The organism is Billgrantia antri (assembly GCF_019430905.1).
GTDB lineage: Bacteria > Pseudomonadota > Gammaproteobacteria > Pseudomonadales > Halomonadaceae > Halomonas > Halomonas antri.
This window is the reverse complement of record NZ_JAHYCA010000006.1, coordinates 1-13,870: the sequence shown is the minus strand read 5'-3', so window position 1 is coordinate 13,870 and position 13,870 is coordinate 1. Positions and strand designations below refer to the sequence as shown.

Genomic DNA, 13,870 nt, shown 5'->3' with positions numbered 1-13,870 from the left:
CATATCAATGGCTGGCGCAGGCCTCCGGTGTAACCACACGACGCTGTCATCTCGAGCGGCTAAGATGGGCGGCTTGGCTTCGAGTGCCTGAAGGAAGACCGCATGCTACCGCCCCTGCCACACGACGTTCCCTTCCGCGAGGCCGTGCACGTCTGGCTGCGCATCGCCCTGTTCAGCTTCGGCGGCCCGGCCGGGCAGATCGCCGTGATGCATCGCATCCTGGTCGAGGAGAAACGCTGGATCGGCGAGAACCGTTTCCTGCATGCGCTCAACTACTGCATGCTGCTGCCGGGGCCGGAAGCACAGCAGCTGGCGATCTACATCGGCTGGCTGATGCATCGCACCAAGGGCGGGCTGCTGGCCGGCACGCTGTTCGTGCTGCCCGGCTTCATCAGCATCCTGGCGCTCAGCTACCTGTATGCCGCGCTGGGTAATGTGGGCATGGTGGAGGGGCTGTTCTTCGGGTTGAAGGCAGCGGTGCTGGCCATCGTCATCAACGCGGTGGTGCGCATCGGCAAACGCGCACTACGCAACAACACGATGTTGGGCATCGCCGCGGCGGCGTTCGTGGCGATCTTCTTTCTCGATATCGCCTTTCCGCTGATCATACTGGGGGCGGCGCTGATCGGCTTCGTCGGCGGCAAGGCCGGCTCGCCGCTGTTTCGTGTCGGCGGCGGCCATGGTGCGGAGGAGGCCAGCGGTCTGGCCGACGGCGATTCCCTGCTCGGTGCCGAGCTGCCCGCCCATGCGCGGCCCAATCGCGCCTGGTCGCTCAAGATATCGGCTATCTGCCTGACGCTGTGGCTAACGCCGGTGGCGCTGCTGCTGCTGACGCTGGGGCCGGACAACCTGTTCAGCCAGATCGCCACCTTCTTCAGCCGGATGGCGGTGGTGACCTTCGGCGGCGCCTACGCAGTGCTGAGCTACGTGGCCCAGGCGGCGGTGCAGAGCTACGGCTGGCTGGCGCTGGGAGAGATGCTCGATGGCCTGGGCATGGCCGAGACCACGCCCGGCCCGCTGATTCAGGTGGTGCAGTTCGTCGGCTTCATGGGCGCCTTCCGCGACGCCGCCCCCCTCGATCCGTGGCTGGCCGCGCCCCTGGCAGCGGTGCTCACCACCTGGGTCACCTTCGTGCCCTGCTTTCTGTGGATTTTCCTCGGCGCCCCCTACGTGGAACGCCTGCGCGACAACGCCGCGCTGAGCGGCGCCATGACGGCGATCACCGCCGCGGTGGTGGGCGTGGTACTCAATCTGGCGGTATGGTTCGGCCTGCATGTGGTGTTCGCCGAGGTGGGCGAATGGCGCAGCGCAGGACTGCGCTTGCTGATACCCGACGTCGCCAGCCTGGACGTGGCCGCCTTGGTGCTGTCGGTGGCGGCCCTACTGGCGATCTTCCGCTTCGGCGTGGGCATGCTCAAGGTGCTGGGGGCCTGCGCCCTGGCCGGGGTGCTGCTGTCGCTGTGGTGATCGCCGGCAGACGACGTCAGGCCGTCTCGGCCAGACGCTCGAAGGCCGCCGCATTGGGGCAGAAGGCACGGCACTCGTCGAGCCCTGCATTTCGGCGCATGGCGCCCCAGCAATGACCGGCCACCGGGCAGGCGTTGCAGTTGCCGCGCAGGCTGGGGTAACTGGCATGCTCGGCGACGCTGGTCGGCTCGAGGCCGAAGCGCTGCAGCATGGTCGGCATCAGCGTCTCGGCCGGCACGAAGGCGCGAAAGCCGCCACGGTCGAGGTGACGCGCCATCTCGCGTTCGAAGGCGGGTTCCAGCGGCGTCTCGAGGTCCTTGAGCATCTCGCTGTAGACCTGCGGCGACTCCGCCTCGATGTCGTGTACCAGCCGGCGCGTGGAAGCGCGGTAGCTGCCCTCGCAGAGACGGTTCCACCATGTGTTCTTGGCTGCCTGGCTCATGCTACCCCTCCTTCTCGGTGCGTTTCCCGCAGTATCGACTCCCGGGCTCTCGGCAGCATTGACCGAGGTCAAAATAGTTTCAATTGAAACTTAAATCGCACTAGCCATGACGCAGCGAGCGCGGCCATGGCCGCGCTCGCAGAGTCGTCTTGGGGGCCGGATCAAACCTCGGGATCGATTACCTCGTCGGCGGAGAGCCCCTCCTCGCCTTGGGCGGCATCGAGCTGCTCGAAGAAGTAGGCGTGTGCCGCCTCGCCGTCGATGCCCTTCTGCTCGGCCGTTTCCATCCAGGCCTCCGGTAGATCGGCCACCATCTGCTGGAAGCGCTCGATCTCCTCGGCGGGCAGCTCGACGAAGGTATTGCCTTGCTCCTTGGCAAACTCGATGCCACGCACGTCGACCACATCCATCATGTAGCCGAACAGGCGCGAGAGTTTTTCGCCGGAAACATCCTGGATCGCCTCGCGATCCTCGGCGGAGAGCGAGGCCCAGGTGTCGGGATTGATCACCAGTGAGAAGCTGCCGCGATAGAAGCCGCCCGGCATCTGCACCGTGTAGGGCAACACCTCGGCCAGGCGAAAGCTCTTCAGCCCTTCCAGCGTCAGCATAGCACCGTCGATGACCCCCTGGGTCGCCGCCTCGTAGGTGCTGGCCGGCGGCAATGCCACCCCGGTAAGCGCCAGCGCGTTGGAGATATCGCCCATCACCCCGCCACCGATACGCACGCGCTTGCCGTCGAGGCCATCGAGGCTGTCGATCGATTCGTTGAGAAACAGCGAGCCCGGACCGTGCACCCCCACGCCGATCACCTCGACGCCGCGATGCTCGCCGGCCTCGGCGAAGTACTCGTTGTGAGTGCGCCAGTAGGCTACCGAGGCGGCTTCGGAGGAGAAGTCTTCGAAGGTCGGGAATTCAGGCAGCTTGGTCAGCTCGAAGCGCCCCGGCATCAGGCCGTGGAACAGCCAGGTGACGTCGGCCACGCCGTCGGCGATCAGCTCCATCTGGGCGTTGGGCGGGCCCATGTCGTGGACCACGTTGACGGTGACGCGCCCCTCGGTGGCATCCTCCACCCACTTGCCCCAGGTTGGCCAGACGATGGTATTGACGCCGTGGTTGGGGCCGGCCCAGGTGCTCACCGTGAGTTCGGTGGCCGCGGCGCCCTGGAAGGCGCCCAGGGAGAGGGTGGTAAGCACGGTCAGTGTCGCGAGCTTGTGCATCTTCATTTTCATTGTCGTTCCTCGTGAGTCCCGATTGTCAGGGTTGGCGTACGTCTTGCGTGTTGTGGTTGTGTTGGGGATTAGAGAGCCAGAACGAGCTTTTTCCCCTTCGCCCTCGAGCAGCAGCTCATCAACCGATCCTGGCCGGCGCGCTCGGCAGCGGTGAGCACCTTATCGCGATGATCGATCTCGCCCTCCACCACCTCGACCTGGCAGGAGCCGCACAGGCCCTCTTCGCAGTCGCTGGGCACGTCGACACCGGCGGCACGCAGCGCCTGCAGCAGGGTGCGGTCCGCGGCCACCTCGACGACGAGCTCGGAGTCGGTGAGTTCGACCTCGAAGGCGTGCTCGTGCCCCGGGTCCAGCAGTGCGCCCTCGGCAGTGAAGTGCTCCACGCGCAGGCTGCCCTCCGGCCATTGGGCGGTGCCGGCTTCAAGCGCCGCTAGCAGGCGCTCGGGGCCGCAGGCATAAAGCAGCGTACCGTCGCGGGGCTCGGCGAGCAGGGCGGCGAGATCGAGCCGTGCCCCCTCGGCCTTGGGATAAAGCCGCAGGGCATCACCGTGGTCGCGCTCGAGCCGTTCGATGAAGGCCATGCTGGAGCGCGAGCGGCCGGCATAGTGCAGTTCAAAGGGCTTGCCCAGCCGCTTGAGGCGGTCGGCCATGGCGATGATCGGCGTGATGCCGATACCGCCGGCGATGAGCACGTAGCGGTCGGCCGTCTCGTCGAGGCGGAAGTGGTTCTTGGGCCCCCGCAGGCGCAGGGGCATGCCCGGTTTCAGGTGCTCGTGGATCCACGCCGAGCCACCGCGCCCGGACTCTTCGCGCAGCACGGCGACCTGCAGCCAGTAGGAATCGTCCGTCTCGCCGCACAGCGAATACTTGCGCACGTAGTCGTCCACGATCAGGTCGACATGGGAGCCGGGGCTCCACTCCGGCACGCGGCGCCCATGCGGATCCTCCAGGGCGAGCTGCAGTACGCCTTCGGCGGCGGCATGCACCTTGGCGACGACCATTTCGCGGGCGATGTCCTGGCGCGACGGCGCCCCGACGGGAAAATCGCGCTGGGCGTCGCGCACCGCCGGGTCGCGGCGCTCCGGGTTCTGCGCCGGATCCCAGCGCACCCACAGCGCCTCCGGGCCGCGGAACGAGGTATTGGGCAGGAAGGTGAACTCCTGCTCCTCGAGCTCCAGGTGCGGTAGGCGGCGGGTGAATTCCTCGAGGAAGATGCGCATCTCCATCCGGCCGAGATTCTTCCCCATGCACTGGTGGCTACCGTAGCCAAAGGTGAGGTGGTCGACGGCGTTGTCGCGGTAGATGTCGAGTTCGTCGGGGTTTTCGAAGTGGGCTGGATCGTGATTGGCCGAAGCGGTGACCATCAGGATCTTGCCGCCCTCGGGGATGGTCACGCCGCCTACCTCGGCGTCGCGGGTGGCGATGCGCCGCCAGGCTACCACCGAGCCGGAGTGACGCAGGCACTCCTCGGCCGCGGCGGGAATCAGCGCCGGGTTGTCGCACAGGTCGGTCCACACTTCGGGGCGCGAGAGCAACTGGCGGAAGGCGTTGGCGGTGGCCAGCGCCGTGGTCTCGTGGGCGGCGACGATGATCGCCATCATCATGGAGTGCAGGTAGTTGTCGGTGACGACATCCGGCTTTTGCCGGTTCTTCTCGATCATGTCGTACATCCAGCCGTGGCCTTCCGGCCGGGCCTGCATCTTCCTCAGTACCTCCCCCGAGTACTGCCAGAACTTGCCGACCCCCTCGGCCACCTCGACTTGCTGCTCCGGCGACGGACGCCCCCAGGTATTTAGCGTATGGGCAACGGAGAAACGCCGCAGCTGCTCCATGTCCTCCTCGGGCACGCCGAGGAAGTGCAGCGCCACGGTAAGCGGTACTTCCCAGAACATTTCGGCGACCAGGTCGGCACGGCCGCGGTCGATGATGGCGTCGAGCTTCTCGCGCACCAGGCGGCGCACCACCGGCGCATGCGCCTCCAGCGCCTCGGGTGAGAACGCCTCCAGCAGCTCGCGGCGCCGCGCCATGTGGGCCGGCTCGTCCTCGTTCACCAGCGTACGGTTCATGCCGTAGTCGTAGCTCTCGAGCACCGCCTGGGCCTCTCGGCTTGCCGGCGTGATCTTCTCCAGCGCGATCGACGGCGAGAAGGTGAGGTTGTCGCGGAAGATCGCCTTGATGTCGTCGTAGCGACTTACGACCCAATAGCCGAGCCGGGGGCTGTAGAACACCGGCTCCTGCTCGCGGGACCAGCGCAGCGCCTCGGCGGGGTCGAGCTGGTAGGGGCGTTCGAAGGGATCGAAGGCCGCCGCCCGGGGCGACACGGGGCAACCGTCGGGCGCCAACGCCGGCTCATCGCCGCCGTGAAAGGGGCAGCCGCCCGCACCGCTAGCGTTCCGCTGTGTTGCTGATGTCATGAGGCCTCCCGCGTGGCTGTCGCCCGAATCGTTGCTGTCATGAGTGGCTGGGCTTTCCTGTCGAATTGTTTTACTTTTATCGCACACTTGGTATCGTTTAACGAACACGTAAGGAAACATAGGCAGTTTGCCCGGGAACGTCAATCCCGCCGGCTGCGCTACCATGCACTGCCAACATCAACTCGAGAGATGCCGTTCGATGGCTACCACCCTGCAAACCCTGGACCGCGGCCTGCACGCGCTGGAAATCGTCGCCGAACACGCCGAGGGCATCAGCGTCGCCGAACTCGCCGAGCGGCTCGACGTGCACCGCGCCATCGCCTATCGCATCGTCACCACCCTGGAACAGCACGGCCTGGTGGCACGTACCAGCGAGGGCGCGCTGCGCCTGGGCGCCGGCATATCGCTGCTGGCTTCGCGCTTCGAGCCGCAGCTGCGCAGCGTGGCCCAGCCGCTGTTGCAGGCGCTGGCCAAGGCGACCCGAGCCACCGCCTTCGTCTCGGTGGCCCAGGGCGAAGAGTGCGTTGTGCTGCTGGTGGCGGAGCCGGAGGAGGGCCTGTTGCGGGTGGGCTATCGGGTCGGTAGCCGCCATCCGCTGTCGCAGGGGGCGGCGGGTATCGCCATCCTGGCTGGCCGTGCCCCGCACGCGGACGACAGCGAGGCGGTGCGCCAGGCGCGAGCCGACGGCTACAGCCTGACCCGCGGCCAGTTGCAGCGCGGTGCAGTGGGGGTAGCCAGCCCCGTGGCCACGCCGCAGTTCCGTCCCGGCATCGAGGCCTGCGTGGGCGTGGTGGCGATGGACGACCTCGATACCGAGCGGGCAATAGGCGAAGTGAAGGCTTACGCACACGAGTTGGCCGAACTGCTCGGCCGTTGAGCCTCATGTCGTCGCACGCTGTGAAGCGCGGCCTCGGTGGCGTTACACTACGGGCCATCCTTCGCTGCCACCTTCGAGGCCCTCGATGAGTCGCCACCTGCTCTCCGTCGATTCCCTGACCCGCGAAAGCGTCGACCACCTGATGCGCGTCGCCGCCCGCATGGAGCCCATCGCCCAACGCCGCCAGGTCACCCGGGTGCTGGAGGGCGCCGTGCTCGGCAATCTGTTCTTCGAGGCCAGTACCCGCACCCGGGTCAGCTTCCACGCCGCCTTCTGCCGCCTGGGCGGCAGCGTCTGCGACACCACCGGCTTCACCTTCTCCTCCATGGCCAAGGGCGAGTCGCTCTACGACACCAGCCGGGTGATGAGCGGCTACTGTGACGCCATCGTCATGCGCCACCCCGACCAGGGCTCGGTAGCGGAGTTTGCCGCCGCCACCCACGTGCCGGTGATCAACGGCGGCGACGGCCCCGGCGAACACCCCAGCCAGGCGCTGCTCGACTTCTATACCATCGACAAGGAGTTCACCCGGCTGGGCAAGCAGCTCGCCGGCGCCCACGTACTGCTCACGGGCGATCTCAAGTACGGCCGTACCGTGCACTCACTGATCAAGCTGCTGTCGCTCTACGATCCCATGCGCATCACCCTGGTAGCGCCGCCGGGGCTGGAGATGCCCGATTACCTCATCGAGCTGGTCGCCTCCCGCGGCCACCGCGTCGAAGAACGTACCAGCCTGGCCGACGACTACGCGGACGTGGACGTGGTCTACACCACCCGCATCCAGAAGGAGCGCTTCACCGCCGAGATGAGCGAAGGCTTCAGCCTGTCGCGTGACTTCACCGTCGACCGCGCCTTCATGGACCAGCGCTGCGGCCGCGACACCATCGTCATGCATCCGCTGCCTCGCGACAGCCGCCCGGATGCCAACGACCTCGACGTGGATCTCAACGGCGATCCGCGCCTGGCGATATTCCGCCAGACCGACAACGGCATTCCGGTACGCATGGCGATCTTCGCCACTCTGCTGCAGGTGGAAGAGCTGATCGAAAAGGACTTGCGTCCGGTACGCTGGTTCGTTCCCGAGCGGGTCGGCGTCGACGATCCTGCCCTGTGACTAGGCAGCCAACGCTCGGCATCGCTATGCTGAGGACGAACGGAACCTGACGAACTCGAAGAACACTCTTTAATAACAATGGCGTTGCCCACCAAGGCAGCCGGAGAAAGGAGATGTGACGCATGAACCTGGAACGAGCGTACATACTGCTGGCGGTGTTCTATAGCGTGCTGGTGGCAATCGGCGTCATTGCCCTGCTGGTGGGCGGCGGCCCGATCTGGGGCGTGGCGACGGTGGGCCTGGGGGCGCTGGTCGCTGCCGGACTGTGGGGGCATACCACGGGCAAGCCGGTGATGAATCCGCGTATGTGGCGTCCGCTGGCAGGCATCCTCGCGGCCGCCTTCGTGGTGCAGTTTTTTGCCGTGTTCGCGCTGCATCCCCCCGGTGCCGAGTTGGCCTGGCTGCTGACCGGCGCCATCTTCTCCGTACTGCCGGCGATCATGCTGTTCCAGTACGGCAAGCGGGACCAGGAGGTGTGGGCCACGCCCGAGGAGCGCGAAGGTGGCAAGATGCTCGACGACCTGCTGAGCCGGCAGCGCGAGTTGGTGCTGGAAAAGCAGGAGGTCGACCGCCAGGCCACGGTCAAGCTGACCAAGGCCGGCAATGCCTATCGCGCCAGCGTCACCCGCGGCTACGGTGGCCAGGTGGAGCGCTTCGAGGAGAGTTTCACCTGCCCCGCCACCCTGGCCTTCTTCGTGCTCAAGTACACCTGCATCTCGGTGAAGGACATCGCCGCGCAGTACGACGAGGAACGGGTACTGACCACCTGAGCCCTGCCCGGGCCTGTCATCCACGCGCCGGCAGGCCCTCACGGCGGGCGAACCAGCTCTCCAGGATCAGCACCGCCGCAATACCGTCGACGCCGTCGTCGCGGTAGCTCTTGGCGGGGTTGCGCAGCCGCCCCGACTCACGGGCGATGGCCTTGGCCTCGCGGGTGGAGCCGCGCTCGTCGACCATTTCGCAGGGCTTGCCGTAGCGACCGTAGAGGCGCTTGCCGAACTTGCGTGCCCGCGTGCTCATCTCCGACTCGCTGCCGTCCATGTTGAGCGGCAGCCCCACCACGAACAGATCGGGCTGCCACTCCTCGACCAGCCGCATGACCACGTTCCAGTCGGGAATGCCGTCGCGGGCCGGCAGCGGTTCGAGCTGGCGGGCGCTGGCGAGCAGTTCGTTACCCACCGCCACGCCGATGCGGCGAGTGCCGAAGTCGAAGGCCAGGATCAGGCGCGCTCCCGCATCGGCCATTACGAGTGCCCGGCCTCCCGCGACATCAGGTTCAGGTCGATACCGAGAATGCCGGCGGCGGCACTCAGGCGCTGCTCCGGTGGGATCTTGAACAGGATTTCCGCCTGCGCCTCGACGGTAAGCCAGGCGTTGTCCTTGAGTTCCTGCTCGAGCTGACCCGCCTCCCAGCCGGCGCAGCCGAGGCACACCAGAAACTCCTCGGGGCCGTCCCCCGCGGCCAGCGCCAGCAGAATGTCCATGGATGTGGTGAGGGCGATGTCGTCATCGACCTGGATACTGGAATCCCAGGGCTCGCTGGAACCGCGATGCAGGATGAAGCCACGATCCTTGTGGGTCGGGCCGCCGTAGTAAACCGGCGCGTTGCGATGCGGACTCTCTTCGCCGTCGAGTTCGAGCTGCTCGAACAGCGCATCGAGAGTGATCTCCAGCGGCCGGTTGACGATGACCCCCATGGTGCCGTTCTCGTCGTGGTCGCAGAGATAGCTGAGGGTGCCGGTAAAGTTGGGGTCTTCCAGGTGCGGCATCGCCAGCAAAAAGTGATGTCTCAAGCCTAGGTTTTGCACGGATTGCATGGGACTCCCGGGCGGCGATGTTGGGCCGAGGAAACACGATATGGCCGTTTCCTTTAGCGCACGCCAAAATGGTTGCCTTGTCCGAACCGCCAGACGCGGGTGATTGAGAGGCTGTCCAGCTCTCCCATGGTGCTGTCGAAGGGCCGGTAGGGCCCGGCACCGTGCACGGTTTCCAACGCCGCCTGATCGAGTTCGGTATGTCCTGAGGATTGTACCACCTCCGCCTGGCGAAGCTGACCATCGCGTCCGATCACCACGCGAATGCGCAGCTGGCCGTGCAGGTGGCTCGGCGCCGGATGAACTCGGTTGCCATAGTCTTCGACGCGACGGGTCCAGTCGTCGATGTAGCGCGCCTCCGCGGCGCGCTGCGCGGCGGGTCGCGACAGGTCGTCGGCAGGCCCGGCGATGTTGGCATCGAGCCCCTGCTGACGAATGCTGCGGGTGGCCTGCGCCAGCAGATCGCGGCCCGTTGCCGTGGGCGCCTCAGCGGCCTGCTCTGCCGACGATTCCGATGCCTCGGGAGCGCTTTCGCGAGCCTCCGCCTGCGATGAGGCTTCGCTGGCCGGCTCGGCGTCGGCTGGGGTCTCGTCGACGACTTCGGGCTCGCTGGCGGGCGGTTCGGCCTGAGCAGCCGGCTCCACAACGCTGCCGGGCGCCTCGAGTACCGGCACTTCGTCAATCGCACTCGCCCGCTGTTCGGCAGGCGCCTCGGCGGTCTCCACGCCGGCGGCTTCCTGGTTCGTGTCGGCAATGGCCCGCGCCTCTACCGGCGCCTCGGCCGGGCGAGTCACCAGCACCACGTCGAGGCTGGAGCGCTCGGCCGGTGGCGGTGCAAACGGCCGGCTCGCCACCAGCCCGATCAGCAGCAGATGCAACAGCAACGCGAGCGACAGCGCCAGCCAGCGGCGGTAGGGCCGCGTGACCGGTGCATAGTGGATCGGGTCGCTGATCGAGGCCACCATGGGCGGTCTCATCCTCCTCGTACTGCTATGCTTGGGAGCGCTGCGCCAGGCGCCGCTCGATGGCCTCCATCAACAGGCCGGCGATGTCGGTGCCCCGTTGGTCGTCGATCTCGCGCACGCAGGTGGGGCTCGTCACGTTGATCTCGGTGATGTAATCGCCGATCACGTCGAGTCCGACGAACATCAGCCCCTTTTCGCGAATCATCGGCTGTACCTGTTCGATCAGCCAGTGATCGCGTTCGGTCAGTTCGCGACTGATGCCGGTGCCGCCGGCAGCCAGGTTGCCGCGGGTTTCGCCGGCCATCGGCACCCGGGCCAGACCGAAGGGCACCGGCTCACCGTCCACCAGCAGAATACGCGTATCGCCGTCCTTGATCTCGGGGATGTAGCGCTGGGCCATGATCTGGCGCTGGCCGCGCTCGGTCAGCATCTCGATAATGGCACCGAGGTTCCGCCCTTCGGGACGAACGTGGAAGATTCCGCTGCCGCCCATGCCATCGAGCGGCTTGAAGATGACATCCTGATGTTCGGCATGGAAAGCGCGCAGTACCGTCTCGCTGCACGACACTACCGTCGGCGTACAGCACTGCGGAAACTGCTGGGCGAACAGCTTCTCGTTGCATTCCAGCAGCGCCCGTGTGGGATTGACCACCAGCACGCCCTCGCGTTCCGCGAAACCCAGCAGATGCACGGCGTTGAGAAAGTGCGCATCGACCGGCGGATCCTTGCGCATCAGGATCACATCGAGCTCGGCCAGCGGGCGTTGCTCCGGCGCTCCCAGCGCGTACCAGTCGTCGGGATTGCAGAAGGCGGCGAGATCGCGCATGCGCGCATGGGCGCGGCCGTCGCGCAGGTAGAGATCCTCCTGCTCCATGTAGTGCAGCGACCAGCCGCGCTCCTGGGCCGCCCACAACATGGCCAGGGTAGTGTCCTTCTTGTAGGTGAGGTGGGCAATGGAGTCCATCACCACGCCCACCCGCAGGGGTCGTTCGCTCATCTGTTGGCTCATCGGCACCGTTTCCATCGTGATGCGGGAAATGAGCGCAGTATGACCCAGGGTTTCCGGCAACACCAAGGCAGCTTGACAGGGTGCACCAAGCCTCCTATTTTAGTTTCAAATGAAACTAAAATTACGAACCGCTCCCTGACGCTCCCCGCCCATTACCGCGAGCCCCGTCATGATCGAACTCCAGCAGATCCACCACGTCGCCTATCGCTGCCGCGATGCCAAGGAAACCGTCGAGTGGTACCAGGACAAGCTCAACATGGACTTCCTGGTCGCCATCGCCGAAGACCGCGTGCCCTCCACCAAGGCGCCGGACCCCTACATGCACCTGTTCCTGGATGCCGGCAACGGCAACATCCTGGCCTTCTTCGAACTGCCCAATTCGCCGGAAATGGGGCGCGATCCCAACACGCCGGAATGGGTCCAGCACATCGCCTTTCGCGTCGCCGACGAGGCCGCACTGCTCGCCGCGAAGGAGGAACTGGAGCGCAAGGGCGTGGAGGTGGTCGGTCCCACCGAGCACGGCATCATCCGCTCGATCTATTTCTTCGACCCCAACGGCCATCGCCTGGAGCTGACCTATGTGAAGGGCACGCCGGAGCAGATGCGCCAGCTCAAGGAAGTGGCGCCGGCGATGATCGAGGAGTGGTCGAAGACCAAGCGCGCGCCCAAGCATGCCGCCTGGCTGCACGAGGAGGAGTTCAAGGCGCTCGACTGAGCACCCTATCGAGAGGTCTCGGGCGGCTCGAACTATATCGACTCGCTCGAAGCACCGGGCGTCAGGCGGATACCGCTCTCCTCGATGACGATCAGGCGGCGCTTGTAGAGCCGCCCGATGGCCTGCTTGAAGGCGTTCTTGCTCACCCCCAGGCGCGTCTTGATCGCCGTGGCATCGCTGCTGTCTGAGAGCGGCAGATAGCCGCCGCTCTCGCGCAGCGCCTTGAGCACCTGCTCGCCTACCACGTCGAGGCGTGCCGGCCCCGGCGGCAGCAGCGAGAGGTCGAGCCGACCATCGTCACGCACGCGCTTCACGTAGCCCGTGACCCGCTGGCCACGGCGCAGCGGCCGGGTGACGTCGTCGCGGTAGAGCAGCCCCCAGAAGCGATGATCGACCACCGCCTTGTAGCCGAGGTCGGTAACGTCGGCGATGACTAGTTCCACCGCGTCGCCCGGCGCCAGCCCCGTCGCCGCATCCTGCACGAAGCGATCGAGCTTCTGCGAGGCCACCGGCCGCCCCTGCTGATCCTCGTAGAGCCGTACCAATACCCGCTTGCCAGGGGTGGGACGGAAGCGCTGCTCGCCGAAGGGCAGCAGCACGTCCCGCGCATGGCCCCAGTCGAGGAAGGCGCCGGTCTCGTTGAGCGTGACCACCTCCAGGTAGGCCACCTCGCCCACCTGGGCCTTGGGCGTGCGCGAGGCGCGCTCACGCTGGCGGTCCGATGGGGGCCTTGGAGAGTTCGGGCGGCCCTGGCGACGGTCGTTGGGAGGAGAGGCCATGCATAGCTCCACAGGTGGGTAGGGAGCCATTATGGCAAATACGACAAGAAAAAGGCGGCACGAAGGCCGCCAAAGGTTCCAGTCATTCAAGTGTTGGCGCTACGCCTCGCGCTTACCGTCCACCAGGCGTGACACACCCCAGGGGTTGCCGTCACGCAGCGGCTCGGGCAGCAACCCCTGCGGCAGCGCCTGGTAGCACACCGGGCGCAGGAAGCGGAAGATCGCCGCGCTACCCACCGAGGTGGTGCGGCTGTCGGAGGTGGCCGGGTAGGGCCCGCCGTGGACCATGGCGTGGCATACCTCGACGCCCGTCGGCCAGCCATTGGCGAGGATCCTGCCGGCCTTGCGCTCGAGAGTCGGCAGCAGCGCCTTGGCCGCGTCGAGGTCGCCGTCGTCCATCTGCAGCGTGGCGGTAAGCTGGCCTTCGAGCTGGCTCGCCACGCGCTTCACTTCCGCCAGGTCGGCGCACTCGATCACCAGCGAGGTGGAACCGAACACCTCCTCCTGCAGCTCGGTGTCAGCGAGGAAGTCGGCCGCCGTGGTGACGAACAGCCCCGCCTGGCACGGATGGGCCGACTCGCCGGCCTGGCCGCGGGCGACTTCCCTGACCCTGTCATTGCTCGAAAGCCGACCCACGCCCTGCTGGTAGGCGTCGTGGATGCCCGGGGTGAGCATGGTCTGGGCGGCGCTGCCCTTGAGCGCATCGCCCGCCGCCTCGACGAAGGCGGATAGCTCAGGCCCCTTCACCGCGATGACCAGGCCCGGGTTGGTGCAGAACTGCCCGGCGCCCATGTTGAGCGAGGCGACGAAGCCCTCGGCGATCTGTGCCCCACGGGCACGTAATGCCTCGGGTAGCAGGAACACCGGGTTGATCGAACTCATCTCGGCGTAGACCGGGATCGGCTGCGGGCGGGCCTGGGCGGTCTTCATCAGCGCGGTGCCGCCGCCGCGGGAGCCGGTGAAGCCGACGGCTTGAATGCGCGGGTCGGCCACCAGCGCCTGGCCGATCTCGCGGCCCGAACCGAACAGCAGCGAGAACACGCCC

Annotated in this window: 14 protein-coding genes; 5 read left to right on the top strand and 9 right to left on the bottom strand. The window is 66.6% G+C overall.

The window, feature by feature from the left end:
- The first annotated feature begins 102 nt into the window (after window positions 1-102).
- Window positions 103-1,467, top strand: coding sequence for a chromate efflux transporter (chrA, locus tag KPL81_RS15420; protein ID WP_219792946.1), 1,365 nt, complete (start codon window positions 103-105; stop codon window positions 1,465-1,467).
- A 16-nt stretch (window positions 1,468-1,483) separates the two neighbouring features.
- Here the strand turns inward: chrA and KPL81_RS15415 are convergent, their stop codons facing one another.
- The 3 genes from KPL81_RS15415 to KPL81_RS15405 form a co-directional block, all read right to left on the bottom strand.
- The gene (locus KPL81_RS15415) at window positions 1,484-1,909 is read right to left on the bottom strand and encodes a hypothetical protein (protein WP_219792945.1); all 426 of its coding nucleotides are present in this window, start codon (window positions 1,907-1,909) and stop codon (window positions 1,484-1,486) included.
- Window positions 1,910-2,070: 161 nt separating this feature from the next.
- Window positions 2,071-3,126 (bottom strand): TRAP transporter substrate-binding protein, encoded by a 1,056-nt coding sequence (locus tag KPL81_RS15410; protein ID WP_219793196.1) that lies wholly within the window; start codon window positions 3,124-3,126, stop codon window positions 2,071-2,073.
- An 80-nt stretch (window positions 3,127-3,206) separates the two neighbouring features.
- Window positions 3,207-5,552, bottom strand: coding sequence for a cytochrome P450/oxidoreductase (locus tag KPL81_RS15405; RefSeq protein WP_219792944.1), 2,346 nt, complete (start codon window positions 5,550-5,552; stop codon window positions 3,207-3,209).
- 199 nt (window positions 5,553-5,751) lie between these two features.
- Here KPL81_RS15405 and KPL81_RS15400 point away from each other — a divergent pair, with 199 nt between their 5' ends.
- The 3 genes from KPL81_RS15400 (at window position 5,752) to KPL81_RS15390 (ending at window position 8,313) form a co-directional block, all read left to right on the top strand.
- Complete coding sequence (locus KPL81_RS15400) at window positions 5,752-6,429, top strand: IclR family transcriptional regulator (protein ID WP_219792943.1); 678 nt, start codon at window positions 5,752-5,754, stop codon at window positions 6,427-6,429.
- An 85-nt stretch (window positions 6,430-6,514) separates the two neighbouring features.
- Complete coding sequence (locus KPL81_RS15395) at window positions 6,515-7,543, top strand: aspartate carbamoyltransferase (protein ID WP_209475184.1); 1,029 nt, start codon at window positions 6,515-6,517, stop codon at window positions 7,541-7,543.
- A gap of 122 nt (window positions 7,544-7,665) precedes the next feature.
- Window positions 7,666-8,313, top strand: coding sequence for a hypothetical protein (locus tag KPL81_RS15390; RefSeq protein WP_209475182.1), 648 nt, complete (start codon window positions 7,666-7,668; stop codon window positions 8,311-8,313).
- A 16-nt stretch (window positions 8,314-8,329) separates the two neighbouring features.
- On the opposite strand, the gene ruvX is transcribed toward KPL81_RS15390, so the two are convergent.
- The 4 genes from ruvX to gshB are packed head-to-tail and all read right to left on the bottom strand — an operon-like array spanning window position 8,330 to window position 11,319.
- Window positions 8,330-8,788: a Holliday junction resolvase RuvX gene (ruvX, locus tag KPL81_RS15385; RefSeq protein ID WP_219792942.1), complete on the bottom strand. Its 459-nt coding sequence runs from the start codon at window positions 8,786-8,788 to the stop codon at window positions 8,330-8,332.
- Window positions 8,788-9,360, bottom strand: coding sequence for a YqgE/AlgH family protein (locus tag KPL81_RS15380; protein ID WP_209475178.1), 573 nt, complete (start codon window positions 9,358-9,360; stop codon window positions 8,788-8,790). Before KPL81_RS15380 ends, ruvX begins: the two co-directional genes overlap by 1 nt.
- Before the next feature lie 53 nt (window positions 9,361-9,413).
- The gene (locus tag KPL81_RS15375) at window positions 9,414-10,322 is read right to left on the bottom strand and encodes a TonB family protein (protein ID WP_219792941.1); all 909 of its coding nucleotides are present in this window, start codon (window positions 10,320-10,322) and stop codon (window positions 9,414-9,416) included.
- A 25-nt stretch (window positions 10,323-10,347) separates the two neighbouring features.
- Complete coding sequence (gene gshB / locus KPL81_RS15370) at window positions 10,348-11,319, bottom strand: glutathione synthase (RefSeq protein ID WP_219792940.1); 972 nt, start codon at window positions 11,317-11,319, stop codon at window positions 10,348-10,350.
- A 181-nt stretch (window positions 11,320-11,500) separates the two neighbouring features.
- Here gshB and KPL81_RS15365 point away from each other — a divergent pair, with 181 nt between their 5' ends.
- The gene (locus KPL81_RS15365) at window positions 11,501-12,046 is read left to right on the top strand and encodes a VOC family protein (RefSeq protein WP_219792939.1); all 546 of its coding nucleotides are present in this window, start codon (window positions 11,501-11,503) and stop codon (window positions 12,044-12,046) included.
- A gap of 32 nt (window positions 12,047-12,078) precedes the next feature.
- Here the strand turns inward: KPL81_RS15365 and KPL81_RS15360 are convergent, their stop codons facing one another.
- Together KPL81_RS15360 and KPL81_RS15355 are read right to left on the bottom strand one after the other, a co-directional pair.
- Window positions 12,079-12,825 carry a CvfB family protein gene (locus tag KPL81_RS15360; protein ID WP_219792938.1) on the bottom strand — a complete coding sequence of 249 codons (747 nt, stop codon included), beginning with the start codon at window positions 12,823-12,825 and terminating at the stop codon, window positions 12,079-12,081.
- Window positions 12,826-12,924: 99 nt separating this feature from the next.
- The coding region (locus tag KPL81_RS15355) for an aldehyde dehydrogenase family protein (protein ID WP_219792937.1) at window positions 12,925-13,870 on the bottom strand (946 nt) is incomplete at its 5' end.